We start from the raw sequence: 24,981 nt of genomic DNA on the forward strand, positions 1-24,981 counted from the left end.
ACGTTTCCGTGAACGGATGCGAAATTATCCTACATTTGAGCTCAAGGGAGGCAGAATTCCTCCGGGAGCGCTATCATTTTCAATAATATTGTGCGGAAAGCAAAATTATCCTACCGACATAACGCATGTTATGCGAGGTAGTTGCAATCGCATGTATTCTAAGCAAGGCAGTTTGCACAAAAACAAAAAACCCGGGGCTATGAAAACCCCGGGGCAGAAATGTCTATGTTGAGAGCGGCTTAACCGACCTTCTGGGCCAGCCGTTCCTGACCTTCACGGATCAACTGCGCGGCCGCTTCGGGCTCGACCCAGCCGATGACGTTCGTCGTCTTGCCCTTTTCCAGGTCCTTGTAGTGCGCGAAGAAGTGCGTCACCTGCTCGATGAAGATCGACGGCATCTGCCGATAGCTGGCGACATTGGTATAGAAGGGGTGCAGCTTATCGACCGGCACAGCCAGGATCTTTTCGTCGCGGCCGGCTTCGTCTTCCATCACCAGGGCGCCGATCGGGCGGACGCGGATGACGACACCCGGATAGACCGGCGTCGGGCCGACCACCATGACGTCGCACGGATCGCCGTCATCAGCCAGGGTGTGCGGAATGAAACCGTAGTTTCCGGGGTAGTACATCGAGGTGTACAGGAAGCGGTCGACGAACAGCGCGCCGGAATCCTTGTCCATTTCGTACTTCACGGGCATGCCGCCCTGCGGAATTTCGATGACGGCGTGGACGTCCCACGGGGCGTTGGGGCCGACGGAAATCTTGTCTATATTCATGGAAGGTCTTGAAAGGTCTGAAAGAAGGGTCGTTGTTACGGACGGTCTTGGCGACTTCATAGGCGTAAGCCCTATTTCGCACAAGCGAAGAAAGCGTATTTATCGCGTCTTAACCAAACATTCTTGCGTTGGGCGATAAAAATACCCAGTCCCAACCGCCAAACTCCGCGATACGCCCCATGGAACCCCTGACAGCCCTTATTCTCGCCGCCAAGCACAGCCCGATCGACGCCCTGGCGATCGCCATCTTCGTCTTCTGCTGGCTGGGCTACGAGCCTTTCCTGCAGATGATTTCGAAGAAGTCCGGCCTGATCACCAAGGACCTGAGCGTCGTCCGCCGCGCCTGGATGCAGGAGATGACGATCCGCGAAATCAAGCTCTACGATTCGAACCTGATGGCGCACGCGGTCAATTCGGCGACCAACTTCTCGTCCGCCAACCTGCTGCTGATCGCGGCGCTGGGCGGCGTCCTGTTTTCCAGCAAGCTGCCGTTGAAATCGATCGAGGCCCTGGGCTTCGACGTCTCCTCGCCCGTGCTCTTTCAGCTCAAGCTGGCTCTGATCGTCATTTGCCTGGTCAGGGGCCTGCTGAACTTCATCTGGGCGATCCGCCAGATGAACTATTGCGCCGCCGCCATGGGCTCGATCCCGGAATATATGGACAAGACGGTCGCCGCCCGCTTCACCGACGCCATGGGCAACATTATCGAGCCGGCCATGTCGAACTTTTCGCAAGGCGTGCGCGGCTACTATTTTTCGATCGCCGCCGCTGCATGGCTGTTCGGTCCAGGCTATCTCATCGTCGCCAGCATCGGCGCCATCGTCCTTCTGGGCTGGCGTCAGTCGCGGTCGCAGGCGGCGCGTGGGTTAAGACAGCTGCGCGAACTGCTGGAAGAGCACCCTTATCCGACGCCCACGCGCCCGCTTTATTCCGCGGACGCTCAAAAAATCGACAAAAATATTGCATCGCAATAATAGATTATTGAGGCACGATTTTTGGCATCGCGACGAAAACGTGACAGCTCAACGGCATTGTAACGATACGTGATCGGACGATTAAAGTTTTTTGGTTGCTTTATTTTGCACCGCAAACTACATTGAAGTTGTTCGACGTTTTTACGTCGATGCCCTTCCTGGGCGTTTCCTCCCTGTAAACTTTTAGCCGCGCTGTTTAGCGCGGCTTTTTTTTTGCCTTACGAGGCCTCATCGACCAGCGCAACGGTCAGCTTACGGAAAACCTCGCGCAGCTTGCCAAGTCCCGAATGGGCCTCCAGCGTCGCCTCGTCCATATAGATGGCGCGGTTGATCTCAATCTGCAAAGCGTCGACGCCGGCGGACGGGCGGCCGTACTTTTCGACGATGTAACCGCCGGCGAAGGGACGGTTCAGTCCGACGCGCAGGCCTTCCTTTTCCAGCACACGCTTGACCTGGTTGACGAAGCCCTCGCTGCTGCTCTCGCCGTGCAGCGTCCCCAACACGATGTCCGGCCGGGTGCCGCTGACCGACGGATGAAGCAGCGCGCTCGACGGCATGGAATGCCAGTCGATCAGCCGTACCCGGTTGTTCCGACCCGCCTCGCGCAACAAACCATGCAGGGCCGTGTGATATGGCCTGTGGATCAGCTCGATGCGCCGGCTGACCTCCGCCATGTCGAGCGGCTGGCGGTAGATGTCGAGATCGGCGCTCAAACGCCGCGCGATCACGCCGAATCCGGCCTTGACGCGCGCGCTCAGGGACAGGGCCGCCTTGGGCAGTTCGCCCCGGATCAGGCGCGCATCCAGCTCCAGCGGATTGCGGTTGACGTCGCAAAAGGCGCGGGCATAGCGTCCGATCAGACCATAGACACCGAGTTCCGGGCTCAAAGCCACCATGTCGTCGACCCACGCGTCCTCGCTGAGACGCAGTGTGGTGCCCGATAACCGCGCCTCGGCAACGAAGCTGTCGGGATAGTAGCGGCCGGAATGCGGCAGGCTGTAGACCAGGTTCGTGCCCTCGCCGGCCGGACGCACGATCTCGAGCCCCATCTCGGGGGTGTGGAGAACGTGCCATGGAACGGGAGACAATTGATCCATATCTTTCCGGAACGGTAATCGAACCAAACAAATGGCTAACAGACTTTAGCCATTTAGTAGGACATTCCTGCCACGTATTCACCCCTAATTTACCTCAACCCGCAAAGATCGTGCGACATCGCTTTACAGCCGCGCACCCGCGGATCATGATTAGGAACGCCTATTAATGAGTGACATGAAAAAGATCCTGCTCGCAGAAGACGAGGACTCGGTCCGCAGCTTCCTGTCGCGTGCCCTGCAACGCGCCGGCTACGACGTCGTGTCCTGCCCGGACGGCGACACGGCGATCATGCAACTCGACAACGGCCCCTATGACCTGCTGCTGACCGACATCGTCATGCCGGGCGCCGACGGCATCGAAGTCGCCAAGCGCGCCGCCGAACGCCAGCCGGAACTGAAGATCATGTTCATCACCGGCTTCGCCGCAGTGGCCCTCAACGCACAGAAGGCCTCGCCGAACGCCAAGGTGCTCGAAAAGCCCGTCCACCTGCGTGAGATCGTCACCGAGGTCGAACGCCTGATCGCGGCTTGACCGGCCTGATAGGGTTGGGCGTGGATGAAATTGCGGTTTCTCCAAAAAATCGCATCTCACCGCTTGCTAACCCGGCAGCGCTTGGTTATACAGCCGCTCCTCGCAATGAAGATGGGCGCTTAGCTCAGCGGGAGAGCACTACCTTGACATGGTAGGGGTCACAGGTTCAATCCCTGTAGCGCCCACCATCTTCACCAAAAAGCGCCGGCTGGTCCGGCGCTTTTTTGTTTTTGCACGTCACCGCCCGATGCCTTGAACTTGCCTTGGAATGGTGCGACACGTGTCGCATCGCAAATAAGGAGATACGGGTATGGACAGACGAAAGCTTATGCTTTTGGGAGCTGGTGCACTGACGGCTTCCGTCTTGCCTGGAATTGGCCGCGCGCAGGCGCCGGCAGCGCCTAGTCCGTCATCGACCCCGCCTTTGGTGCCTATCCGCCTCAGTCCCGATCAGGTCTTCCGCACCACGGTCTGCCTGCGGCCTTTCCGGGGCAAGGGGCCGCGCATCGAGACCGAAACGGTCGGCCGTAAACAGGTCGTGCACAATTACGGCCACGGCGGCAGCGGCTGGTCCCTGTCCTGGGGTTCGGCGGAATACGCCGTCCGGCTGGCCATGCAATCAAGTCCCCGCAAGATCGCTGTCGTTGGCGCCGGCGCCCTGGGGTTGACGGCCGCCCTGATGGCCCAGCGGGCCGGCGCTCAAGTGACCATCTACGCCCGCGAACGCTTTCCGTTCGTTCGATCGGCTTTTGCCACGGGCAGCTGGACGCCCTCGTCGCGGGTTGCCATGGCAGCCGAGGTCGCGCCCGATTTTGCCGATCGCTGGGAGACTATGGCGCGCTACGCCTGGAGCATGCACCAGTCGTATGTCGGCCTCGCCGGCAATCCCGTCGAGTGGATGGACCAATACCTCGTCCGGGGCGGCGGGCGTCCAGGCCCACGTCCCGCCTATGCCGATATCAAGGCGGACTTTATACATCTCGACGGCCGCATCAACGACATCGTCCCCCATAGCCAGCCGGTGCCTAATGACGCGCACCCCTTCGCCTCGGAGAACGTGCAGCGGACCAATATGCTGACCTTCAACGTCGCTTCGCTGGCGCACCAGCTGACCGAGGACTTCCTCGAGGCGGGCGGCAGGTTCGTGCCGGCGCAGTTCCACAGCCTGTCGGATTTCACGCGACTGAAGGAAAAGGTCATCATCAACTGCACCGGCTATGGTGCCCGCGCACTGTGCAAGGACGAAAGCATCGTGCCGGTCCGCGGCCAGATCGTCTGGCTGGCGCCGCAGGCGGATGCGCACTACGGCTTCTATTATGGCGGCGTGTCGGTGCTGGGGCGGCGCGACGGCGTGGTTGTCCAGGATGTCGGCTGGAACGAGATGTTCGGCTGGAACGATGACAACGAGACCATCGATCCGGTGGCGGCGCGCGAGTCGATCGAAAACGTCGCCAGGGTCTACAGAGGTTAAGGTCGGACTAGGCGACCGGCTGCGACAGCTTGTCGGCCAGGTCCGACGCCTGCTTCAGTTGGTCCTCGGTCAGTTCCCTGTCCTGCTCCATAGTGCGCACGAGGTCGCGCGCATCCGGATCGCCGCCATCGGCCGCCAGCAGCGCCCAGGCATAGGCCGCGACCTTGTCGACCGGCTGGCCCTCGCCGCGGTAGGCGAACGCCGCCATGTTGAGCTGCGCCAAGGCCAGGCCCTGACGCGCCGCAGTCTCGATCAGGGCGCGCCCCTTCTGGAGGTCCTTGGCCACGCCCTGGCCGTGGACATACATGCGGCCGAGGTTGAAGCGCGCCGGCGGACTGTCCTGGGCGGCGGCCTTTTCGTACCAGTAAACGGCCTGGGCGAAGTCCTGCGGCGCGCCCTCGCCCGTCTCGTACATATTGCCGACATTGAACTGGGCGACATCGTAACCGGCTTCGGCGGCCTTCTTGTACCACTCGAACGCCTTGGCCAGGTCCTTCGGCACGCCCAGCCCGTTGTCGTAGGCGGCGCCGATATTGTACATCGCCTCGACGCTGCCGAGGCCGGCGGCCTTCAGGCTCCACTCACGCGCCTTGTCGTAATTCTGCTCGGTGCCCAGGCCTTTGGCGTACATCACGCCCAGCTCGGCCATGGCCTCGATATTGCCCGACGCGGCGGCGCGGGAATACCATTCGAAAGCCTTTTCGAAATCCTGTTCGACGCCGTTACCCAGGTAATAGTCGTCGGCCAGCCGCAGCTGCGCCTTGGCGTCACCGGCGTCGGCGGCACGGCGCACGGCCGCAATATCGCTCGTTTCGGCGGCGATGGCCTGCTGGTTGATGCGGGCATCGGTCGCCGACCACACGGGGCTGGCCGTCAGCATCAGCGCCGCCAAAGCGGCAGTCAGTTTCAGCAGTCTGGCGATGACCATAACAAGATTCTCCGTGGGCTTTCACGCGCCCGTACATAGGAGCGCCATAAGCCTTTCGCGAGGGCGGCGATAGTTTTTGTTGCAGTGCAAACACATTCTGCACGGAGCTGTTGCCAAAAAGCGGCAGCGGCAAAGCTTGTGGCCGTTATCTGTTCCTTCCCCGTTTACGGGGAAGGTGGCATTTGCGGAGCAAATGACGGAAGGGGGAGATTGTCGTGGCAACTACGGCTTCCCCCTTCCGTCATATCGCCAAAGGCTCGCTGACACCTTCCCCGTAAACGGGGAAGGAAAATGTTGCTAAATCTAGGCTTTAAATCCTATGCCGTTACTTTGTCGGGACGGATATAGTCATAGACCGCCAGGCCGGTTTCGGGATCGTTCAATTGCCGCCACGACTCCGCCTGCATGGCGGTCTCGGCGTCCGTCCGTCCGTTCCGCCAGTGCATCTCCAGCGACCGGCACCAGAATTCATAGTCCTTGGACTGGATCTCGCGACGGTTGGTGCGGTTGATCAGGTGAACCAGGCTCACCCGCCCGTTGAAGGCGTCGGACGGATCATCCTTTCCCAGCAGTTCGGCGCGCACTTCGGGCGGCACGTGGCGAGCCAAGGCGCGCAGCTTGTTGCGCAGCCGGTACTTTTCCAGGAAGGCGTCGGTATTCATGCGCGTGCGGCTGGAATAGATGATCTCCTTGCGCCGCTCCTCAACCTCGTCGAGCGTCGCCGGGTCCGGCCCCGTGGCGCTGTAGAGATCGACCTGAAAGACCAGGGTGTCGCGGGCGATGCCGGACTCCAGCACATAGCTCAACGGCGTGTTCGAGACGAGACCGCCATCCCAATAGGGTTCGCCGTCGATGATTACCGCCGGAAAGCCGGGCGGCAGCGCCCCGCTGGCCATGATATGATCGGGCGTGATCGTGCGATCCCGGTTGTCGAAATAGACGAAATTGCCGGTGCGGACATGAACGGCGCCGACACTGAGACGCGTCTCGCCGCGATTGATACGATCGAAATCGACCAGGTCCAGCAGTGTCTGACGCAACGGCGCGGTATCGTAGAAGCTGGTCGCCTGGACTTCGCCCGGCGGATTGAACCACGGCGACAGGAACCACGGCCGAAAAAAGCCCTGGACGCCGGCGGACAAGGCCCAGGCACCGGACATCTGGCGGTAGACATAGTCGGCGATGTCACTGACCGAAGTGGCGCCATCTCCCGGCAAGTGGACGCCGACCTTGCGCCAGAAAGCTTTCAGGGCATCGATACGGTCACCGGGCGCGTTGCCGGCGATCAGGGCGCCATTGATGGCGCCGATGGAAATGCCCGATATCCAGTCCGGCCGAATGCCGTGGCCGTGCAGAACCTCATAGGCGCCGGCCTGATACGGGCCAAGCGCGCCGCCGCCTTGCAGGACCAGGACGGTCTGGTCAAACGGCAGGTCAAGATGCGGGTCGGGACTTTCAAACGACATATGACTCTCCGGACAGCCGGAGAATCATATTGCGCCGCAACATTAAAATTTCAATGTTAGTCTTTTGTTGTCGCAATGTTATGCGAAAAACCGCTGCACACTTTTTCGCACATTGCTTAATCCACGCCATAAACGACGCAGGCCGTCGATTCCAAGCGTTGCAACGGCGGTGTCTGAATAAACGGATTGGCCAGCGCCTTGGCTTCGAGATACTCAACCGTGCCCGCCATTGCGGGTGCGGGTGGTGGAGGTGGCGGGGGCGCGGCGTAAGCCTTGCGCATGCCGGAGACGACCACTTCATTGGCCTCGGTATTGTTCCATTCATCCTCAGCGCCGCGCGCCAGGATATCGGTACGGCAGGCGCGGCCGGTCGGATCGATGACTTTGATCCCACCCAGTTTGCCGCCGGCGGCTGTCACGCCATCGGTGGCACGCCTGCGGGCGTCCTTGATGGCTTCGTTATAGAGCCAGGTGTTGATCTCGTTGGTCGGCTGAAGGTTGAAGCCAATACCGCCGGCCTGGGTCGGGGACGCGGCCAGCACCAGGGCGTAGGCGCGCTCCAGTTGCGCCATGTCGCGCACCTCGACCGAGATGTTCAGCGACACTTCGTAGCCATTGATCTTGTCGCCGCGCTGGTCTTCGATGCGGTTGCCGTTCTTGTCGCGGTACTGCTCATAAAGCGTCCGCATCGAAAAACCGGTATTCACCCGCACGGCATCCTTACCGAGCTTGTCCAGCGCCTGCTGCAACGCCTTGGTCTGTTGAATCGATTTAGCCTGCGCCTTTTCCGCCGAGTCATCGACGCTCTGGAAGGTGGCGGAGAAACTGGCGCGATTGGCCGGGATTTCGGTGAAGACGTGGCCGGTCTGGGTGATGACGCCATCGCGCATCCACCACGGCGCCTTGTCGTAAAGCGCGTTCGAGGTCGGCGGAGTAGCCGTAGCGGCGGTCTGCGCCCGGGCGGGTTTCGCCACGGCGGTTCCGGATACGCAAAGGACGGCGGCGGCCGTAAGCATTGTCAGCTTTTTCATAAGTCCCTCCCTGATGCGCGTAAAACGCGCCTGACGCCAAGATGTTGTGCGTCGATGTCCGATTTATGGCCGGCGTGAGGCCCTGGTACGCCTGTAAAAATGCAATGCAAATCATGCACGGCGCCTGAAATATTCGCTGCCTTGTAGCTGTCCAGCGGTTTGATAGGCTGCCTGTATCCTTCGCAGTGAAGGTATTTCACATCGCAAAGCCATGTCAATCGACCTGACCTCACCTTCGGTGGCTGTCCCACTTCTCTTTTTCGTCTTGCTGTGTGTTGCCTTGCTGGTCGTGATTATCCTGATGATCCAGGACCTGACCAGCGACGGCCTGAAATACTCGAAACCCTTGAATCTATACCGGCGGACGCGGCGCAAGGCGCGCAACGGCGACGCCAAGGCCTGTATCGCCGTTGCGGACATGCTGGAGAAGGGCACTGGCGGCGCACCTCATAACTATAATCTCGCCAGCTATTATCTTCATGAGGCTGCGTCGATCCTGGCCACGAAGGCACGTCAGGGCGATGGCTATGCAGCGCTGAAACTGGCAGAGATCTGCAATCACGGTTTTACCTTTCCACACATGTCGAAGATGGGCGACAAGGCCTATCGCGCGGCGCTGGCGATCAATGAGGCCAATGCCCGTCATGGCGATATCAACGGCATGGCCTATGCCGGTTACCAATACCGTTACGGACTGGGCTGCATCAGCGATTTCGACCGGGCGGCGGAGTATCTGGCGCCCGCGGCCGAGCGCGGCCACCCGTGGGCGGCGAAGTGCCTCGCGGAACTGCATCTCAACGGCCTGAAGCCCAGGCCCGATCCGGTGACGGCGGCGAAGCTGGTGCGGCAGGCGGCATTGCAGGGTGACACAGAGGCCATCGAGCGCGTCGGCGACAACTACCTGACCAATACGGGTGAGCTGCGCAGCCGCGAGCAAGCCTATTTCTGGTACGCCCTGGCCGCCCGCAAAGGCCGGCGCGACGCGATGCGCAAGTTGGAAAAACTGGAACAGTCGTGGACGCCAAAGCAGTTGCGCGAGTTGCAGGCGGAGTTGCAGAGCTGGGTACCAGCTTAAAGCTTATGGGGGTGAGGAGCGCCGGTTTGCTTCGTGAAGCAAACCGGAAGAAATCAGTCCTAAATGTACTGATTTCTTCAACGAACGCCCGGAGCCATGCGAAGGGCAGGGTCCGCGACCCCACAAAACCTTATAAAACAAAGAGAAAAGCCTGGCCCCAAAAGGCCAGGCCAGGCTACTGACAAACCCCCTATCTTTTTTGAGAAGGGCCAATTGCCACAATTTGATTCCGATATGTTCACCGCTTGATTCCGAGACGTTCCGTGAATCAGGTGGCAATATACCGCATGAAAATTGTCCACAGACTTTGTCAGCAGCCTGGCCTGGCCCCAAAAGGCCAGGCTTTTCTCTTTGTTTTATAAGACTTGGGGCCACAGGCCCCAAACCCCATGACTTTACGCAGCTTTCCGCAGGCGCTCGATAAAACCCTGGATGCGCGTCTGCAGGCTGTCGGTATGTTCCGACACCTGGCCGATCGACGACTGGACCTTGTTGACCGCGCCGCTCGTTTCTCGCGCCACGTCGGCCACGGTCATCAGGCTTTGCGTCACCTGGTCCGTGCCTTGCGAAGCCAGTGACACGTTCTGCGAGATGCGCTGCGTCACGCCCGACTGGCGCTCGACCGTGTCGGCGATCACGCCCGAAATTTCGTTGATCTGTTCGATGGTCGAACCGATGGCGCGGATAGCCGATTCGGTTTCGGTCGTCGCCGCCTGGATGTCGGCGATCTGCAGCGAGATTTCCTCGGTGGCTTTCGCCGTCTGGCTGGCCAGCGACTTCACTTCCGAGGCCACGACCGCGAAGCCGCGACCGGCATCGCCGGCGCGCGCCGCTTCGATGGTGGCGTTCAGCGCCAGCAGGTTGGTCTGCGAGGCGATCGACTGGATGAGCTTGATGACGTCACCGATGCGCTCGGCCGCACCGACCAGACGGTTGACGATGACCTGGGTATTGGAAGCCTGGCCGACGGCGTCGCGGGCGATCAGGGTCGACCGGCCGACTTGGGCGCCGATGGCGTCGATTGAGGTCGCCAGTTCGTTGGCGGCATCGGCGACGCCGCTGACATTGTTCGCCGTCGCGGTGTTGACCGTCACGACGCTTTCCGACTGACGGGAAGTCTCGTCGGCCGAATGGATCAGGCTGGTGACCACGCCGCCCAGATTGCCGGCGGCCTTGGAGATGGCGTCGACGGCGGCGCCGACTTCGCTTTGCAGCGTGCTGGCCAGGGCGTCGAATTCCTGCTTGCGGGACTGGAGGCCACCCTGCTGCTGGTTCTGGAACTGGGCAACGGTGTAGGACTTCCCGGCCGACATGATGGTGGTGATGTTGGCCAAAGCTTCAAACGCGGAACCGTCGGCGCGCGACAGGCCGACAACACCCGACCATTTGCCGGAGCGGCCAATGCCGTCATCGACCGCGCGGGCGGTGTCAAAGCCGCTGCCGCCCTCGGGCTGACGCGGGGCATAGAGGCTGGACAGGGCGCGGCCGGCATATTGGTCGCGGCGGCCGTTCAGGGCCGTGGCGAAGGCAGGGTTGCAATAGACGATACCGTCCGCACCGGCCACGGCGACGGGCGAAGCCAGTCCATCCATGGCCGCAAATACGATGTCCGCCTGCGGGTTGCTGTCCGCGGTCTTACGGCCCATTCCGAACATGTCTCGTCCTTGTGATTGTCGCTGAGTAAGTTGCCGGCGACATTGGACGCAACATGGCTAATTAAGCGTAAACATTACCGCTTGTGACTGGCCAACCACGCATCGGCGCGTTTTTCGCCCTCGGCGATCTGCGCCGCCGACAACTGGGGCTTCAGGAAATTGATCGCCGTCACCGCGTCCTTGTCTCCGGACTTCTGCGCGATCACCGCCCATTTGTAAGCTTCAGCGCCATCCTTGGCTGTCCCCTTCCCGGCGAAGAAGCAAAAGCTGTAAGACCGTTGCGCGCCGGTGATGCCGCCTTCGGCCGCTTTGGCGAAATAGCCGAACGCCTTATTGACGTCGCGATTGGGGGTATAGGGACTGTAGTAGTAATCTCCCAGCATTTCCGTGGCTTCGAGCGATCCGGCCGCGTCCGCCTTCTTCAACCATTCCAGCGCCTCGGCGTCCTTGCCCTCCCGGAACAGGCGGGCCGCCAGCAGGCCATGCGCCGGCAGGTCGCCCTTTTCCGCCGCCTTGCGGAACCATTCGGTCGCCGGTCGGTCGTCGGGCGCCAGCGAGCCCCGGCCGATCTGGTGGCAGAGGCCGATATTGCGCATGCCTTCGGCATTGCCCTTTCTGGCCGCCTCTTCGTACCAGTGGCAGGCGGCATCGCCGTCGCGTTTAGCCGACGATGTGTTGTAAGTGTCGCCCAGCGTCATCATCGCCGGCACATAGCCGTTCTTCGCTGACTTCTCGAACCAGACACGTGCCTTTTCCGGGCTGGCGGTCATGGAAGTGTTCTTCAGTTCCTTCTGGCCGAACTGGTACTGCAACTCGGCGTCGCCCATCTCGGCGCGCGCATAATCGACGAGGCTGTTGTGGCCCGTCTTCCAGTCCTGGGCGATGGCAAACACGCCACCACCAACCACGATGACGGCAGCCGCGCCGACGACTACGGCACCGCTGCCTGATTTCTTTTTCATGAATCCCCCCTTGGACAGGCCTCATCCATAGCGCGGAAGGGCGCCGAAATCTACACTGGGCGTCTGAGGTCGAGCGTGTGCGGGTAGTCGGGGTTGACGTGTAATGCCGGAATGCGCACGCGGCCCGCCGTGTGGGTCGGGGCTTCGAACCGCGAAAGCCTCCGGCCTTCCGCCTCATTGGCATTGAGCGGCAGGGTCTCGTAATTGCGCCCGCCCGGATGCATGACGTGGTAGCGGCAGCCCCCAAGCGACCGTTCAAGCCGCGTATCCAGCACGTCGAAGATAAGCGGCGTATTTATAGGCAGGTTCGGATGCAGCGACGACCACGGCTTCCAGGCCTTGTAACGGACGCCCGCGACCTGGACATTGGCGTCGCGCGTCGCCGTCAGCGGCAGGCGATAGCCATTGCAGGTCACTACGTGCTGTGACGTCACGCCGCCCAGCAACCGCACCTCCATGCGTTCGACCGACGAATCGACCCCGCGCGACGTGCCGCCGCCCGACGGCTCCTCGCCCATGACTGGCCAGGGTTCGAGGGCGTTTTTCAGTTCCAGGGTCAGGCCGCCGATCTGGACCGTGCCGACCGTCGGAAAACGGAAGTCGAAGAAGGGAATGAACCAGTCGGGGCTGAAGCGATAGCCGTTCTGCGACAGGAACTCGATGACCTCAAGCATGTCTTCGCGCACAAAATGCCCCAGCATGAAGCGGTCGTGCAGCGACGTCCCCCACCGCACCATCGGCGCCTTGTACGGCTTCTTCCAGAAGACGGCGACGAGCGCGCGCAGCAAAAGCGCCTGGATCAGGTTCATCTGCGGGTGCGGCGACATCTCGAAGCCGCGCATTTCCAGCAGGCCCAGCCGGCCGCGATCGCTGTCGGGCGAATAGAGCTTGTCGATGCAGAATTCGGCGCGGTGGGTATTGCCGCTGAGATCGACCAGCAGGTTGCGCAACAGGCGGTCGACCAGCCACGGCGCCGACTCTTCATCGCCGTGCGGCAGGTGCTTCAGGGCGATTTCCAGCTCATATAGCGACTCGTGGCGCGCCTCGTCGATGCGCGGCGCCTGCGAGGTTGGCCCGATATAGAGGCCGGAAAACAGATAGGACAGGCTGGGGTGGTTCTGCCAGAAGGCGATCATCGACCCCAGCACGTCTGGCCGGCGCAGGAAAGGAGAGTCCTCGGGCTTTGCGGCGCCCATGACAATGTGGTTGCCGCCGCCGGTGCCGACGCGCTTGCCGTCGATCATGAATTTGTCGGCGACCAGCCGCGCCTGGCGGGCTTCGTCATAGACGGTGTTGACGATGGACTTGAGTTCGTCCCAGTTGGCGGCCGGCTGGATATTGACCTCGATGACGCCGGGATCCGGGGTGACCGACATCGATACGATGCGATGGTCGCGCGGCGGCGAATAGCCTTCGATGATGACCGGGGTTTTGAGATGCGCGGCCGTGGCTTCGATGGCGTGGATCAGGTCGAGATAGTGTTCGACATAGGACAGCGGCGGCAGGAACAGGAACAGCTTGCCGTCGCGGACTTCGGCGCAGAGGGCACTACGGACCAAACCATTTGGACCATCTTCGCCCTCCCTGCTCTGCGGGGAGGGGGGACCATCGCTTGCGATGGTGGGCGGGGTGCCTTTGGCTCCGTCCTTTAAAGCCCCGCCCACCGCTTCGCGGTCCCCCCTCCCCATAAATGGGGAGGGCGAAGTAAGGACCTTCCCGTATCTTTTGATCGCTTCTTCAGCATCCGTCAGAGCCTCCGTCTCCGCAAACGGCGAGCGGTCCGGCACGTAATGCGCCTCAGCCAGCTTCGGATCGACAAACGGCAGGGCGCCCAGCGGCAGACGCAGACCAATCGGCGAATTGCCCGGCAAGAGCATCATCTTGTCGGTGCGGAATGTCCATGTGTTCGAGAGCCAGCCGTGCGTCTTGCCCGAAAAGGTCAGCGGCAGGACATAGCCCGTCGCCTCGCCGACATTGGTATCCAACTGATCCTGAAGCCGCTTGCGCTCGGTCGCCTCATAGATATCAGCCTTGAGCATCTCGCCTTCGAGCGGGATGCGCTGCTCCTTCCAAAGCAGGTACGGAATGTCCTCGTAAGCGCCGATGACGTGCTCCCCACCGACACCCAGGGCGTCCGCGAGCGTCCGCAAGAAGTCACCAGCGACATCGCGCTTCAGTCCGGCCTTGGCTTCCGGATCGGCCAGCAGGGCCTGATCGAGCCACACAGGTTCCCCATCCTTGCGCCAGTACATATTCATCGCCCAGCGCGGCAGGATTTCGCCCGGATACCACTTGCCCTGTGCATGCTGGGCCAGTGCCCCATTTGCGAATTTCGCCGACAGGCGCTGGAACAGGTCGTAACCCAGCTTCTTTTTCTCGTCGGACAGCGCCGTGAAATGCCACTCGTCGCCGGTCCGGTCATCGAGCGACACAAAGGTCGGCTCGCCGCCCATGGTCAGGCGGACGTCCTGCGCGGTCAGGGCCTCGTCGACCTTGTGGCCCAGCGCATCGATCCGCTCCCATTCCTTGTCGGTATAGGGCCGGGTGACGCGGCGACTCTCATATATGCGCGTCACCTCCATCTTGTGATCGAAGGTCGTGTCAGCGCGTTCATGCGTGCCGGTAATCGCCGCCGCCGAGGTCGGATGCGGCGCGCAGCACAAAGGAATATGCCCTTCGCCCGTGAACATGCCCGAAGTCGGATCGAGCCCGATCCAGCCGGCGCCCGGCAGATAAACCTCATACCAGGCGTGCAAATCAGTGACGTCTTCGCTGACGCCCGACGGCCCGTCGAGCGATTCGACATCCGCCTTGAGCTGGATGGAATAGCCAGAGACGAATCGCACCGCCAACCCCTTGTGACGGAGCACCTGACAGGCCAGCCAGGCCATGTCGCGGCACGATCCCGTCAGCTTTTGCAAGGTCTGGGTCGCCGTCTGGACACCTGGCTCATAGCGCAGGGTGTAGCCGATATCGCGATTGAGCTTCTGGTTGAAGGCGACCAGAAAATCGACGGTGCCAGCCTCTTCGTCGGAAATGGAGCGGACATAGTCCATGACCAGCGGATCGTCGTCCTTGAGCTCAAGATAGGGTGCCAGTTCGTCCTTCAGTTCTTCGGTATAGGCGAACGGGAACTTCGTGGCCGAATCTTCCAGGAAGAAGTCGAACGGATTGAAGACCTTGATTTCCAGCACCAGGTCGACCTCGACCTTGAAGTGCGTCACCTTTTCCGGAAAGACCACCCGCGCCAGCCAGTTGCCGAACGGGTCCTGCTGCCAGTTGATAAAGTGCGGCTCCGGCGACACCTTTAGCGCATAGGACTGGACGTGCGCCCGGGTATGCGGTGCGGGACGCAGGCGGATGACCTGCGGGTTCAGGCTGATCGGACGGTCGTAGCGGTAGTCGGTGACGTGATGCAGCGCAGCCAGAATGGTCATGGACTTCGAACTAATCCCTCGTGTTCAGTGACTGCATTGTCCGCGGGACTTTTTTAAGTGACGGCCCCTGTTACGGAAACGCAAAAAAAGTGTAACCTTCCTGTAACGGGGACTAGACAACTCCCCGATAAGAAAGTCTAGTTGCATTGCAATAAAGAGGTCGTTTTTGTGAGCGCCATTTCGAGTGACATTTTGGCCTTTTCCTTCGACGGCTTGAGTTCGCCGGCGATCGACCTCAAATTCCGCAAGGGACCGCAAAAGGGCGAGCATACCCTGGGCTGGGGCCTGGCCTGGTATCCGGCCGACAATAAGGCGGCCATCGTCGCCAAGGACCCGTCGGCGCGCGACACGCAATCCCTGCGCGGCGCCATGGAAGACTGGGACGCCTTCCGCTCGACGGTCTTCTTCTGCAAGGTGCGCGGCGCGGCCTCGGGCTACACCCACCTCGAAACCCAACCCTTCTCACGCAGCTTTGCCGGTCAGGACTGGCTGTTCATGCACAATGGCGATCTCGACAAGATGGCCATGAAGAAGCTGCACTTCAACAAGTCGATCTTCCTCGAGCCCATGGGCCGCACCGATTCGGAACTGGCCTTCTGCTTCCTGCTCGGCAAGATCCAGGACTATGGCGCCCGCACCCTGGCCGATGTCGATCACCAAATCCTCTTGTCGTGGTTCCTGCAGCTGGACGACATGGGCTCGGCCGACATGGTCATTTCGGACGGCACGACCGTCGCCGCCTTCTATGGCTCGCAGTCGGAAACCCACCTCTATTACAACCGCATCAGCCCACCCCATTCCGCCGGCGGCTTCGAAGCCGATGCGGCCTCCTTCACCGTCGACAATCCGCGCGACACCTTCCGCACCGCGCTCGTCTTCTCCTCGGCGCCGTTCCGCCAGGGCGACTGGAAGCCGATGCAGAAGGGTCAACTTATCATTGCTCGTCGCGGCCAGGTCGCCTGGACCAACAAGAAGGATGCGCCGAAACTCCAGCCCCAGCAGATCGTCCACGAGAAGGACGGCCACCTGCAAGGTGTGGTCGTACCGCCGTCTGTGTCACGCGGCCTGACGGGCCGTCCGTTCGCCGATCAGCAGGCCCAGGCTCAGCAACTCTCCATCCTGCAGTCGCTGCAGCAGATGAAGAATGTCCAGCACAATGTCCTGAATGTGCGTTCGCTGACCCATACGCCGGATGGCTCGCCCCTCACCTATCGTCTTTACGACGTCGTCCATTCGACCGAGTACGAGTACGAGAACGAGGTCGAGCACTCGACGCACAGCTTCCGTCTGATGCCCGTCGAGGATTCGGGCCAGGAAGTGCTGAATTCGACGCTCAGCCTGTCGTCCGAAGGCGAATCGATGCGCTTCGAGGATGTGTTCGGCAACCAGACCATCCACTATTCGATCATCAAGCCGTACAAGAAGCTGGTCGTGTCGTGCCGTTCGCTGGTCAAGATCTTCGGCCAGCCCATCGACGACATGTCGCAGGACAAGCGCCAGCCCTTCCTCCCACTGACCATGATGCCGTGGCAGCAGGTTATGATGGAGCCCTATCTGCGCTCGCCGGAACTGCCCGAAACGCAGATTCGCGAACTGATGGTCTATGCCATGAGCTTCGCCGAGCGCAATGCGCGCCACCTGATGGACACGCTCAACGACATCAATCTCAGCATCTATCGCGACTTCCGCTATGTGCCGGGCGCGACGACGGTGAAGTCGACGCCATTCGACGTCTATGCCATGCGCGAGGGCGTCTGCCAGGATTTCGCCAACCTGTTCATCTGTCTGGCGCGCCTGCTGGGTGTGCCGGCGCGCTACCGCGTGGGTTACATCTTCACCGGCGCCAATTACGAAAACAAGATTCAGTCCGACGCCTCGCATGCATGGGTGGAAATCTACATCCCCTATCTCGGCTGGCGCGGCTTCGATCCGACCAACGGTTGCCGCGTGACGCAGGACCACGTCCGCGTCGCCGCCGGCCGCAACTACCTCGACGCAACGCCCACGGCGGGGACCATATACAGGGGCGGAGGCAAGGAAACGCTGCGGGTTCAGGTCACGATGAACGAGGTTTTCCAATAATCTAACCATAACCCAACGAAGGGGCTGTTCTTGGCGCTTGAGAGTTATAAGGTTGACGGGTTTTACGACGAATTGTTCCGCAAGGACGGTGTGGCGCACGCGGCTGCGCAGCCGCTGATCGAGCAGATAGACAAGCTCACTCGTAACGAACTGAAGCGCCGGCAGAAACAGGCCGAGGACATCCTTTACCAGTCGGGCAATACCTTCAACGTCTACGGCGACAAGAAGGGCACCGAGAAGATCCTGCCCTTCGACATCATCCCGCGCATGGTGTCGGCGAAGGACTGGGCCAAGCTGGAACGCGGCATCGCCCAGCGTATTCAAGCCCTGAACCTGTTCATCCAGGACATTTATAACGACCAGAAGATCCTGAAAGACGGCGTCATACCGGCCGAGATGATCTTCTCGTCGCAATGCTATCTGAAACCCTGCGAAGGCCTGTCGCCGCCGAAAGGCGTGTGGACGCACATTTCGGGCACTGATTTCGTGCGCGACTCCGACGGCGAATTCTATGTGCTCGAAGACAATCTGCGCTGTCCGTCGGGCATTTCCTATGTGCTGGAAAACCGCGCCGTGCTGAAGCGCATCCTGCCCACAGCCTTCCAGACCATGAAGGTCCGCCCGGTCAGCGACTATGGCGACCATCTCTACCGGACGCTCAAGCACATCGCGCCCAACGGCAAGGACGATCCCAACATCATCGTGCTGACGCCTGGCATCTACAATTCGGCCTATTTCGAACACGCCTACCTGGCGCAACAGATGGGCGTGGCGCTGGCGCAGGGCTCCGACCTCGTGGTCGAGGACGACAAGGTCTATATGCGCACCACCGCCGGCCTGCATCAGGTCGACGTCATCTATCGCCGCATCGACGACGAGTTCATCGATCCGGAGATTTTCCGGCCCGATTCGCTGCTGGGTATCCCCGGCCTCATGCGCTGCTATCGCAAGGGTACGGTGGCATTGGCGAATGCACCTGGCACCGGCATCGCCGACGACAAGGCCATCTATGCCTATGTGCCCAAGATCGTGAAATACTATCTCGGTGAAGAGGCGATCGCCCAGAACGTCCGCACCTATATCTGCGAGGACGATGCAGACCGCAAATACGTGCTGGAAAACCTCGACAAGCTGGTGGTCAAGGCCGTCAACCTGTCGGGCGGCTACGGCATGCTGATCGGGCCCAAGAGCACAAAGGCCGAGCAGAAGGAATTCGCTGCCAAGATCAAGGCCAGGCCGCGCGACTATATCGCCCAGCCGACCTTGTCGCTGTCGCGCTGCCCGACGCTTTGCGGCAACGGCATCGAAGGCCGCCACGTCGATTTCCGCCCCTATTCGCTCTATGGCGAGGAGATCTTCACCCTGCCGGGCGGCCTGACGCGCGTGGCGCTGAAGAAGGGCTCGCTGGTCGTCAACTCCTCCCAGGGCGGCGGCTCGAAGGACACCTGGGTGATCGGCGAAGATGGAGTCGCGAATGTTTAAACACAGCGCACCTTCCCTTCACTCAGCTTTAGTACAGCAGGCCCTTTGCAATGATGCCCCCTCTTCGCCCTCCCCATTTATGGGGAGGGGGGACCGCAGCTTGCTGCGGTGGGCGGGGCTAACCGTCAGAGCCGTAATAATTGCTATCGAAACTTGGGGAACAGGGGTCAGCCCCGCCCACCATCTGCTCCGCAGATGGTCCCCATCGCTCGCGAAAGCTATACTTTCGCTACCGCTCTGCCCCGCAAGCAGGGAGGGCGAAGTTCGCCTGGATTTCTGCCAATGCTGAGCCGTGTCGCCAACTCGATCTATTGGATGTCGCGCTATCTCGAACGCGCCGACAATGTCGCCCGCTTTATCGACGTCAACTTCCACCTGATGCTCGACATGAGCCTCTCGAAGGACGAAACCCAGTGGTATCCCGTCATCGCCACTTCCGGCGACGACGAGGATTTCAACAAGCGCTACCAGGTCGCCGACGAACGCACGGTCGTCAAGTTCCTCACCTTCGACGACAAGAACCCCAACTCCATCCTGCAATGCATCTACCGGGCGCGTGAAAACGCCCGCACGGTGCGCGAGATCATACCGGTCGAGATGTGGGAAAAGATCAACGAGTTGTATCACCTGACCCAGGCGCACAGCCGCAAACGGTCCCTGGCCGACCTCTACGACTACTACCGCGAGGTCCGCATGGCCGGCCACCTGTTCACCGGCCTGATGTACAACACGATGAGCCGCTATTCCGGCTGGCAGTTCGCCCATATGGGCCAGATGCTGGAACGCGCCGACAAGACGGCCCGGCTGCTTGACGTCAAATACTTCATCCTCTTGCCGCATGGCGAAGTCATCGACAGCGCCTATGACGCCGTCCAGTGGGGCGCCGTGCTGAAGTCGGTCAATGCGCTGGAAATGTACCGCCAGCAGTACCACAGCATCAATTACCGCGACGTCACGGCTTTTTTGCTGTTCAGCAAGGCCTTCCCGCGGTCGGTGATCCACTGCCTCGACCGCGTTGCCAGCGCGCTGAAAAGTCTTGATGGTCACGGTCAGTCCAACAAGGCCGAAACCGAAATGGCCGTGCTGACGCAAAAGATTCACGGCTCCGACGCTGCGCACATCATCGCCAGCGGCCTGCACGAGTTCATCGATGTCTTCCAGTACAATCTGAACCTGGTCGACGAGGCGATCTACGAGACCTATTTCAAGGTATAGCCGGGCGCATATTACATCCTGGTCACTTTTGCGTCCGGCGCTTGCAGTCTTTGCTTTTATGTCATAAGCGAACAGGACCGCGCACGTGACAGAAGAAAGTATACGTCGCGGACGACAGACCGGATCGATTGCCGCGCATCCGGGCGTAATTTTGATAAGCGGTCCCCCGGGAGGGGCTTGAATGGGTGCGGACGAACGTAACGGACGAAACGAGGGGCGCGGCCAGGCGGCCAGGCCTCACGGCTTAGGGGACGCCCTGTCCGGCACCAATCTCGAACGCGCCGGCGACCACAATCAGCGTGTGACCCTGCAGGCCGTCCGCGCCGCCGTCGAGCCCATCACCCGCGCCGAGATTGCCGAACTGACCGGGCTGACCGCGCCGGCCATCGCCAACATCACCAAGCGCCTCCTTAATGACGGCATGATCCTGAAGGCCGGACGGCACCTCGGCGGCCGTGGCCAGCCGGCGACCAAGCTGGTCGTTAATCCCGACGGCGCCTTCTCCATCGGCCTTAACATCGATCGTGACCACATCGGCATCGTGGCGCTCGACTTCCTCGGCAATGTGCGCGCGCGGGAATGCCGCGAAGTCCATTTCGCCATGCCGGAGGACGTCATCGCCTTCTTCCGCACCGAAGTCGACAAGATCATCGCGTCGCGCGCCATCGATATCGACCGGCTGATCGGAATCGGCGTGGCGATTCCGAACGATTTGGGCCGCGTGCCGGTCGCCAACCGGCCCGACGCCTACGAGATCTGGTCCGAAATCGACGTCGCCGGGATGTTCAGCGAAATCCTGCCGGTGCCGGTGATTGTCGAAAACGACGCAGCCGCGGCGGCCATCGGCGAAATGCAGTTCGGCCATGGGCTTCAGTACCGCAGCTTTGTCTACACCATCATGTGCGCGGGACTCGGTGGCGGCGTCGTCATTGACGGCCATTATTATCGCGGCGCCGATGGCATGTCCGGGGAAATCGGCTATTTGCCCGTTCGCGACGAAGCCGGCGAAACGCGCAGCCTGGAAGAGGTCGTCTCCCTCTATTCGCTTTATGACTACTTGCGTAAATCCGGAATTGAGGTCTCCACACCTGAAGATCTCGAAAGGCTGCCGCCAGCGGCCCTGGTGCGTGTCAACGCCTGGATGGACCGCGCTGCCGACCACCTCTTCCAGCCCTTCCTGGTCATGAATTGCGCGCTGAACCCTGAAGCCTTCTTTATCGGCGGCCGGTTGCCTTCAGAGCTTATCGAACAGCTGTGCACGCGGCTCAACCAGCGCCTGGGCACACAGGCCAACCGTATCCATAACCTGGCGCCGGTCCGGCGCGCCGATCTGGCCGTCGATGCGGCGGCGCGCGGCGCGGGCATCCTGCCCTTCAACGACCGCTTCCTGCCGATCCGGCAGGCACTGATGAAGACGAATTAAGTTCTAGATCGGTATGATTTTAAGTGGACACATCATACCGATCTAAGTTTTTGTTTTGTCGCGATATTTAAGGCGAAAACCCCAAAAAACGCATCTTGGCACTTTTCGCCATATCGCTCTAACTGGCTCACCAGCGCAGCAGCCTGCGGCCCAGCACGGCGGCCACGGCGGTCACGATCGCGACGCCGCCACCATAGATGCCGAGGATATAAACCGGCGTATCGCGGTCGCAGTGCACGGCATAGGCCGCGGCCATCAGCGACGCCGCCGCAAGCCCGCTCATGGCGCCCAGCACCCCCGGATGCGAGGTCGCCGCCCTGCGCAGCCATAACCGCCACATCAGGATCAGGCCCGCGCCTCCGCCACAGACTATGGTCAGCACACACAGCACTGACGGATCGCCAATATTGCGGAAGGCGCCAAAGCCGCGCGCGAACAGGTCCGCCACCAGCGCGACCAGCACGAAGCCGAGCGCGATCAGAAGCGGCGCCAGGGTGCGCAGGCGCAAACGCCCTTCTGGCCTTGCGAGATCGGCGACCGACCACAGGGCGCCGGCGCCTATGGCGATAAACAACAACGGCTTGAACCACGCCATTGGATCGATGCTGAAATCGCCGCCCAGCAGCGCCTTCAGTTCCGGACGGGCGCCATACAGGACAAAGATATAGACGGCGGCCAGCACCGTGGCGACGGCCGCGCCGATGCCGAGCGCCTTGACGCTCAGAGGCTTTGCCGGCTTCAGGTCGCGGGCCAGATGATCAAGGATATCGTCACTCATCGGCGGTCTCCGCCGGTTTGCCGCCAACCAGAGCCTGTAGCTTCCTGAGGCCGCGATGGATGGCTACCTTGACCGCCGACGGGCTCTTGCCGGTCGTGGCCGACACCTCGTCTATGCTCAGTTCCTGAAGCTTGTGCAGGCTGATGATGCGCGCCTGATCCGCGGGCAGTTGCGCCAGCAGGACCTCTACATCGCGCCGGGCCAGGTCTGCCGGCAGGCCACCGCTGTCGTCGCCGACAATGTCGTCGTCCAGTTCGACGTGGACACGCTTGCCGGACTTGCGGACATAGTCGATCAGCTTGTGCCGCGCCACCGCCGCGATCCACGGCAGGAAGGGCGAGGCCGGATCGTAGGTGTGGCGCTTTTCATGCAAACTCAACAGGGTCATTTGTACTAGGTCTTCACTGTCCGCGCCCTTCAGGCGCCGGCGAAAATAGGAAACGAGCCAGGGGCGCAAGCTCCCCAGCAGCGCCCGGTAGGCATCGGCGTCACCGCCAAGCGCCGCGCGCATCTGCGCCTGCCATATATCGGGTTCATACGTGTGCATCTGTCGTAAGGTTACACCTGCCCGCCATCATATGCATGTAAGACGCGCCTCACTGCTTTGGCGAGCAAAAAAATTGCGGCGCCTCTGTAACCGCGTTCCGGCACGCCGCGTAATCCTCATCAGGCGGGCACAGTGCCCCCGGAACAATGAGAGGATTACCCATATGTCGAACACAGTCCGCGTCCTGCAAGTCACCGCAGTCCTGGCCGCCCTGGTCGGCGGCGCCGCCGCCGTCGCCACCACTGCTACCGCCAAGGAAGGCTTTGAAAAGTGCGCCGGCGTCGCCAAGGCGCGTATGAACGACTGCGCCACCAAGGCCCATTCGTGCGCCGGCCAGGCCAAGGCTGACCGCGATCCGTCCGAATGGATCTATGTGCCCACCGGCACCTGCGCCAAGATCGCCGGCGGCACCGTCGTAAAGTAAGACTCCGATCGAATGAGGGTGCCGATGCTGAACGATTTTCCCCCGAATCCGCCGATCGGCACGCGCACGGGCATTGGCCTGCGCGCTCCTCATATCGGAGCTGTCCGCGCGCAGACGCCGCCCTTAGGCTTTCTTGAGGTCCACACCGAAAACTATTTCGGCGGTGGCGCGAAGCTGAAGGTGCTTGAGGGTCTGCGCGTGGACTATCCCCTGTCCTTTCACGGTGTCGGCCTGTCGCTCGGCCGCGCCGATGGTCTGTGCGAGGACCATCTCGCCCAGGTCCGCACCCTTGTGAAACGCTTTGAGCCGGCATTGGTGTCCGAGCACCTGAGCTGGAGCGCCTATGCCCATGTCGCCGTGCCGGACCTGTTGCCTGTACCGTTCACGCACGAGGCGCTGGATGTCTTCGCCCGCCATATCGACCGGTTCCAGACCGTGCTTGGCCGACAGGTACTGATTGAAAATCCGTCGAACTACATGATTTTCGACCGTCTCGACTACGATGAACCGGAATTTCTGCTGCGGCTTTCGGCCATGACCGGTTGCGGCCTTCTGATCGACATCAATAATGTCTATGTCAGCGCCCATAACCTCGGCCGCGATTCCTACGCTTATCTGGCGGCGCTGGGGCACGGTGAAGCCATCGGGCAGTTCCATCTGGCCGGCCATGACGAGGCACCGGGCGATGACGGCCAGGTCCTTCTTATCGACACCCACGGCCACAGCATCCGGCAGGAGGTCTGGGCGCTCTATGAAACGGCACTTGAGCGCTTCGGCGACAGGCCGACCCTGATCGAGTGGGACACGGCCCTGCCCGATCTCGACGTCCTGCTTGGTGAAGCCGCCCGTGCCGACGCCCGCCGCGCCCGGGTCGCACGAAACCTCATGGCGGCCAGCCATGCCTGACCTCGCGACCTTCCAGCGCAACTTCCTGACAAACGTCATGCGACCGCCGTCCACCGCCCCGGCTGGATTACGCATCCACCACGACACCTGGCTGTTCGGCCTAATCGAAGTGCTGGGGGAGCGCTTCCGCCTAAGCCGGCTGGCGCTCGGCGAAGAGGCTTTCAACGCCTTTGCCCGTGACTACGTGCAGAGCCACGCCCTGACCTCGGGCGATCGCAACGCCTATGGTCACGCCTTTCCGGCCTTTCTGCGCGATCACCCGCAAGCCGCCTCCCTGCCGTGGCTGGCGGATCTGGCCGCCTTCGAAAGTGCATTGGAACACGCCCACCACGGCCGCGACGCCGAGCCGTGTGCGCTTGAGGCCCTGTTGGCGCCCGATGCCAGCTGCACGCTCCATCCTTCGGTCAGCATCCTGCGCCTCGATCACGACATCAAGCCGCTCCACGCCGCCCTGCTGGCTGGCGGCGCGTGCGAAACCCCAGCCATGGTCGCCTGCGACCTTCTGATCGGCAGGACCGCGGATGATGAGGTCGTCTCGCTCTGTCTGGCCCCGCTGGAGGCGCACTTTCTCAAGCTCATTAACACCCATGGCTCGCTGTTCGCTGCCCTCGACGCGCTCGATCCCGACGCCGCCGACCTCATCTTGCTGCAAACCCTGCTGGCCAGGCTTTCTCAAAACAGCCTTCTGACATCCACCTGAAAATCAAAGGAAATCACCAT

21 protein-coding genes and 1 tRNA gene are annotated in these 24,981 nt (G+C 61.4%); 12 read left to right on the forward strand and 10 right to left on the reverse strand.

Annotation, left to right across the window (positions count from 1 at the left end; all coding sequences use genetic code 11):
• Positions 1-239: 239 nt before the first annotated feature.
• The gene (ppa, locus tag J2X24_RS01060) at positions 240-776 is read right to left on the reverse strand and encodes an inorganic diphosphatase (protein ID WP_209715332.1); all 537 of its coding nucleotides are present in this window, start codon (positions 774-776) and stop codon (positions 240-242) included.
• Between the two features lie 179 nt (positions 777-955).
• Between ppa and J2X24_RS01065 the strand changes: the two genes are divergently transcribed.
• Positions 956-1,750 carry a DUF599 domain-containing protein gene (locus J2X24_RS01065; RefSeq protein ID WP_209715335.1) on the forward strand — a complete coding sequence of 265 codons (795 nt, stop codon included), beginning with the start codon at positions 956-958 and terminating at the stop codon, positions 1,748-1,750.
• A gap of 218 nt (positions 1,751-1,968) precedes the next feature.
• On the opposite strand, the gene J2X24_RS01070 is transcribed toward J2X24_RS01065, so the two are convergent.
• Complete coding sequence (locus J2X24_RS01070; protein WP_245344349.1) at positions 1,969-2,847, reverse strand: N-formylglutamate amidohydrolase; 879 nt, start codon at positions 2,845-2,847, stop codon at positions 1,969-1,971.
• A 175-nt stretch (positions 2,848-3,022) separates the two neighbouring features.
• Between J2X24_RS01070 and J2X24_RS01075 the strand changes: the two genes are divergently transcribed.
• The 3 genes from J2X24_RS01075 (at position 3,023) to J2X24_RS01085 (ending at position 4,850) form a co-directional block, all read left to right on the forward strand.
• Entirely contained in the window at positions 3,023-3,379 is a 357-nt protein-coding gene (locus J2X24_RS01075) for a response regulator (RefSeq protein ID WP_209716395.1), read from the forward strand.
• A gap of 113 nt (positions 3,380-3,492) precedes the next feature.
• Positions 3,493-3,567, forward strand: a tRNA-Val gene (locus J2X24_RS01080).
• Between the two features lie 122 nt (positions 3,568-3,689).
• Positions 3,690-4,850, forward strand: coding sequence for an FAD-dependent oxidoreductase (locus J2X24_RS01085; RefSeq protein WP_245344350.1), 1,161 nt, complete (start codon positions 3,690-3,692; stop codon positions 4,848-4,850).
• Between the two features lie 7 nt (positions 4,851-4,857).
• Here the strand turns inward: J2X24_RS01085 and J2X24_RS01090 are convergent, their stop codons facing one another.
• The 3 genes from J2X24_RS01090 to J2X24_RS01100 form a co-directional block, all read right to left on the reverse strand.
• Complete coding sequence (locus J2X24_RS01090; RefSeq protein ID WP_209715338.1) at positions 4,858-5,778, reverse strand: tetratricopeptide repeat protein; 921 nt, start codon at positions 5,776-5,778, stop codon at positions 4,858-4,860.
• A gap of 317 nt (positions 5,779-6,095) precedes the next feature.
• Positions 6,096-7,244 (reverse strand): patatin-like phospholipase family protein, encoded by a 1,149-nt coding sequence (locus tag J2X24_RS01095; RefSeq protein ID WP_209715341.1) that lies wholly within the window; start codon positions 7,242-7,244, stop codon positions 6,096-6,098.
• Positions 7,245-7,360: 116 nt separating this feature from the next.
• Entirely contained in the window at positions 7,361-8,275 is a 915-nt protein-coding gene (locus J2X24_RS01100) for an SIMPL domain-containing protein (protein WP_209715344.1), read from the reverse strand.
• A gap of 289 nt (positions 8,276-8,564) precedes the next feature.
• Here J2X24_RS01100 and J2X24_RS01105 point away from each other — a divergent pair, with 289 nt between their 5' ends.
• Entirely contained in the window at positions 8,565-9,350 is a 786-nt protein-coding gene (locus tag J2X24_RS01105) for a tetratricopeptide repeat protein (protein WP_342591056.1), read from the forward strand.
• Positions 9,351-9,745: 395 nt separating this feature from the next.
• On the opposite strand, the gene J2X24_RS01110 is transcribed toward J2X24_RS01105, so the two are convergent.
• The 3 genes from J2X24_RS01110 to J2X24_RS01120 form a co-directional block, all read right to left on the reverse strand.
• Positions 9,746-10,996 carry a methyl-accepting chemotaxis protein gene (locus J2X24_RS01110; protein ID WP_209715349.1) on the reverse strand — a complete coding sequence of 417 codons (1,251 nt, stop codon included), beginning with the start codon at positions 10,994-10,996 and terminating at the stop codon, positions 9,746-9,748.
• Positions 10,997-11,079: 83 nt separating this feature from the next.
• Entirely contained in the window at positions 11,080-11,967 is an 888-nt protein-coding gene (locus J2X24_RS01115; RefSeq protein WP_209715352.1) for a tetratricopeptide repeat protein, read from the reverse strand.
• A gap of 50 nt (positions 11,968-12,017) precedes the next feature.
• Positions 12,018-15,404: a transglutaminase family protein gene (locus J2X24_RS01120; RefSeq protein WP_209715355.1), complete on the reverse strand. Its 3,387-nt coding sequence runs from the start codon at positions 15,402-15,404 to the stop codon at positions 12,018-12,020.
• A gap of 168 nt (positions 15,405-15,572) precedes the next feature.
• On the opposite strand from J2X24_RS01120, the gene J2X24_RS01125 reads away from it, so the two are divergent.
• The 4 genes from J2X24_RS01125 (at position 15,573) to J2X24_RS01140 (ending at position 21,606) form a co-directional block, all read left to right on the forward strand.
• On the forward strand, positions 15,573-17,486 hold the full coding sequence (locus J2X24_RS01125; RefSeq protein ID WP_209715358.1) for a class II glutamine amidotransferase: 1,914 nt from the start codon (positions 15,573-15,575) through the stop codon (positions 17,484-17,486).
• Positions 17,487-17,516: 30 nt separating this feature from the next.
• On the forward strand, positions 17,517-18,968 hold the full coding sequence (locus tag J2X24_RS01130; RefSeq protein ID WP_209715360.1) for a circularly permuted type 2 ATP-grasp protein: 1,452 nt from the start codon (positions 17,517-17,519) through the stop codon (positions 18,966-18,968).
• Positions 18,969-19,250: 282 nt separating this feature from the next.
• Positions 19,251-20,183: an alpha-E domain-containing protein gene (locus tag J2X24_RS01135; RefSeq protein ID WP_209715362.1), complete on the forward strand. Its 933-nt coding sequence runs from the start codon at positions 19,251-19,253 to the stop codon at positions 20,181-20,183.
• Positions 20,184-20,364: 181 nt separating this feature from the next.
• On the forward strand, positions 20,365-21,606 hold the full coding sequence (locus J2X24_RS01140; protein ID WP_209715365.1) for an ROK family transcriptional regulator: 1,242 nt from the start codon (positions 20,365-20,367) through the stop codon (positions 21,604-21,606).
• A gap of 127 nt (positions 21,607-21,733) precedes the next feature.
• Here the strand turns inward: J2X24_RS01140 and J2X24_RS01145 are convergent, their stop codons facing one another.
• Together J2X24_RS01145 and J2X24_RS01150 are read right to left on the reverse strand one after the other, a co-directional pair.
• Positions 21,734-22,384 (reverse strand): NrsF family protein, encoded by a 651-nt coding sequence (locus tag J2X24_RS01145; protein ID WP_209715367.1) that lies wholly within the window; start codon positions 22,382-22,384, stop codon positions 21,734-21,736.
• Complete coding sequence (locus J2X24_RS01150) at positions 22,377-22,931, reverse strand: sigma-70 family RNA polymerase sigma factor (RefSeq protein ID WP_245344351.1); 555 nt, start codon at positions 22,929-22,931, stop codon at positions 22,377-22,379. The genes J2X24_RS01145 and J2X24_RS01150 overlap by 8 nt, the downstream gene beginning before the upstream one ends.
• Positions 22,932-23,094: 163 nt before the next feature.
• Between J2X24_RS01150 and J2X24_RS01155 the strand changes: the two genes are divergently transcribed.
• From J2X24_RS01155 to J2X24_RS01165, 3 genes are read left to right on the forward strand one after another with little or no spacing between them, the layout of a single operon-like run.
• Positions 23,095-23,355, forward strand: coding sequence for a BufA1 family periplasmic bufferin-type metallophore (locus tag J2X24_RS01155; protein ID WP_209715370.1), 261 nt, complete (start codon positions 23,095-23,097; stop codon positions 23,353-23,355).
• A 24-nt stretch (positions 23,356-23,379) separates the two neighbouring features.
• A complete protein-coding gene (gene bufB / locus J2X24_RS01160) occupies positions 23,380-24,261 on the forward strand; it encodes an MNIO family bufferin maturase (protein ID WP_209715372.1) in 882 nt (293 codons plus the stop codon).
• Positions 24,254-24,961 carry an HvfC/BufC N-terminal domain-containing protein gene (locus tag J2X24_RS01165; RefSeq protein ID WP_209715375.1) on the forward strand — a complete coding sequence of 236 codons (708 nt, stop codon included), beginning with the start codon at positions 24,254-24,256 and terminating at the stop codon, positions 24,959-24,961. Before bufB ends, J2X24_RS01165 begins: the two co-directional genes overlap by 8 nt.
• Positions 24,962-24,981 lie beyond the last annotated feature (20 nt).

Source organism: Asticcacaulis solisilvae (assembly GCF_017875235.1).
In the GTDB taxonomy this organism is placed as follows: domain Bacteria; phylum Pseudomonadota; class Alphaproteobacteria; order Caulobacterales; family Caulobacteraceae; genus Asticcacaulis; species Asticcacaulis solisilvae_A.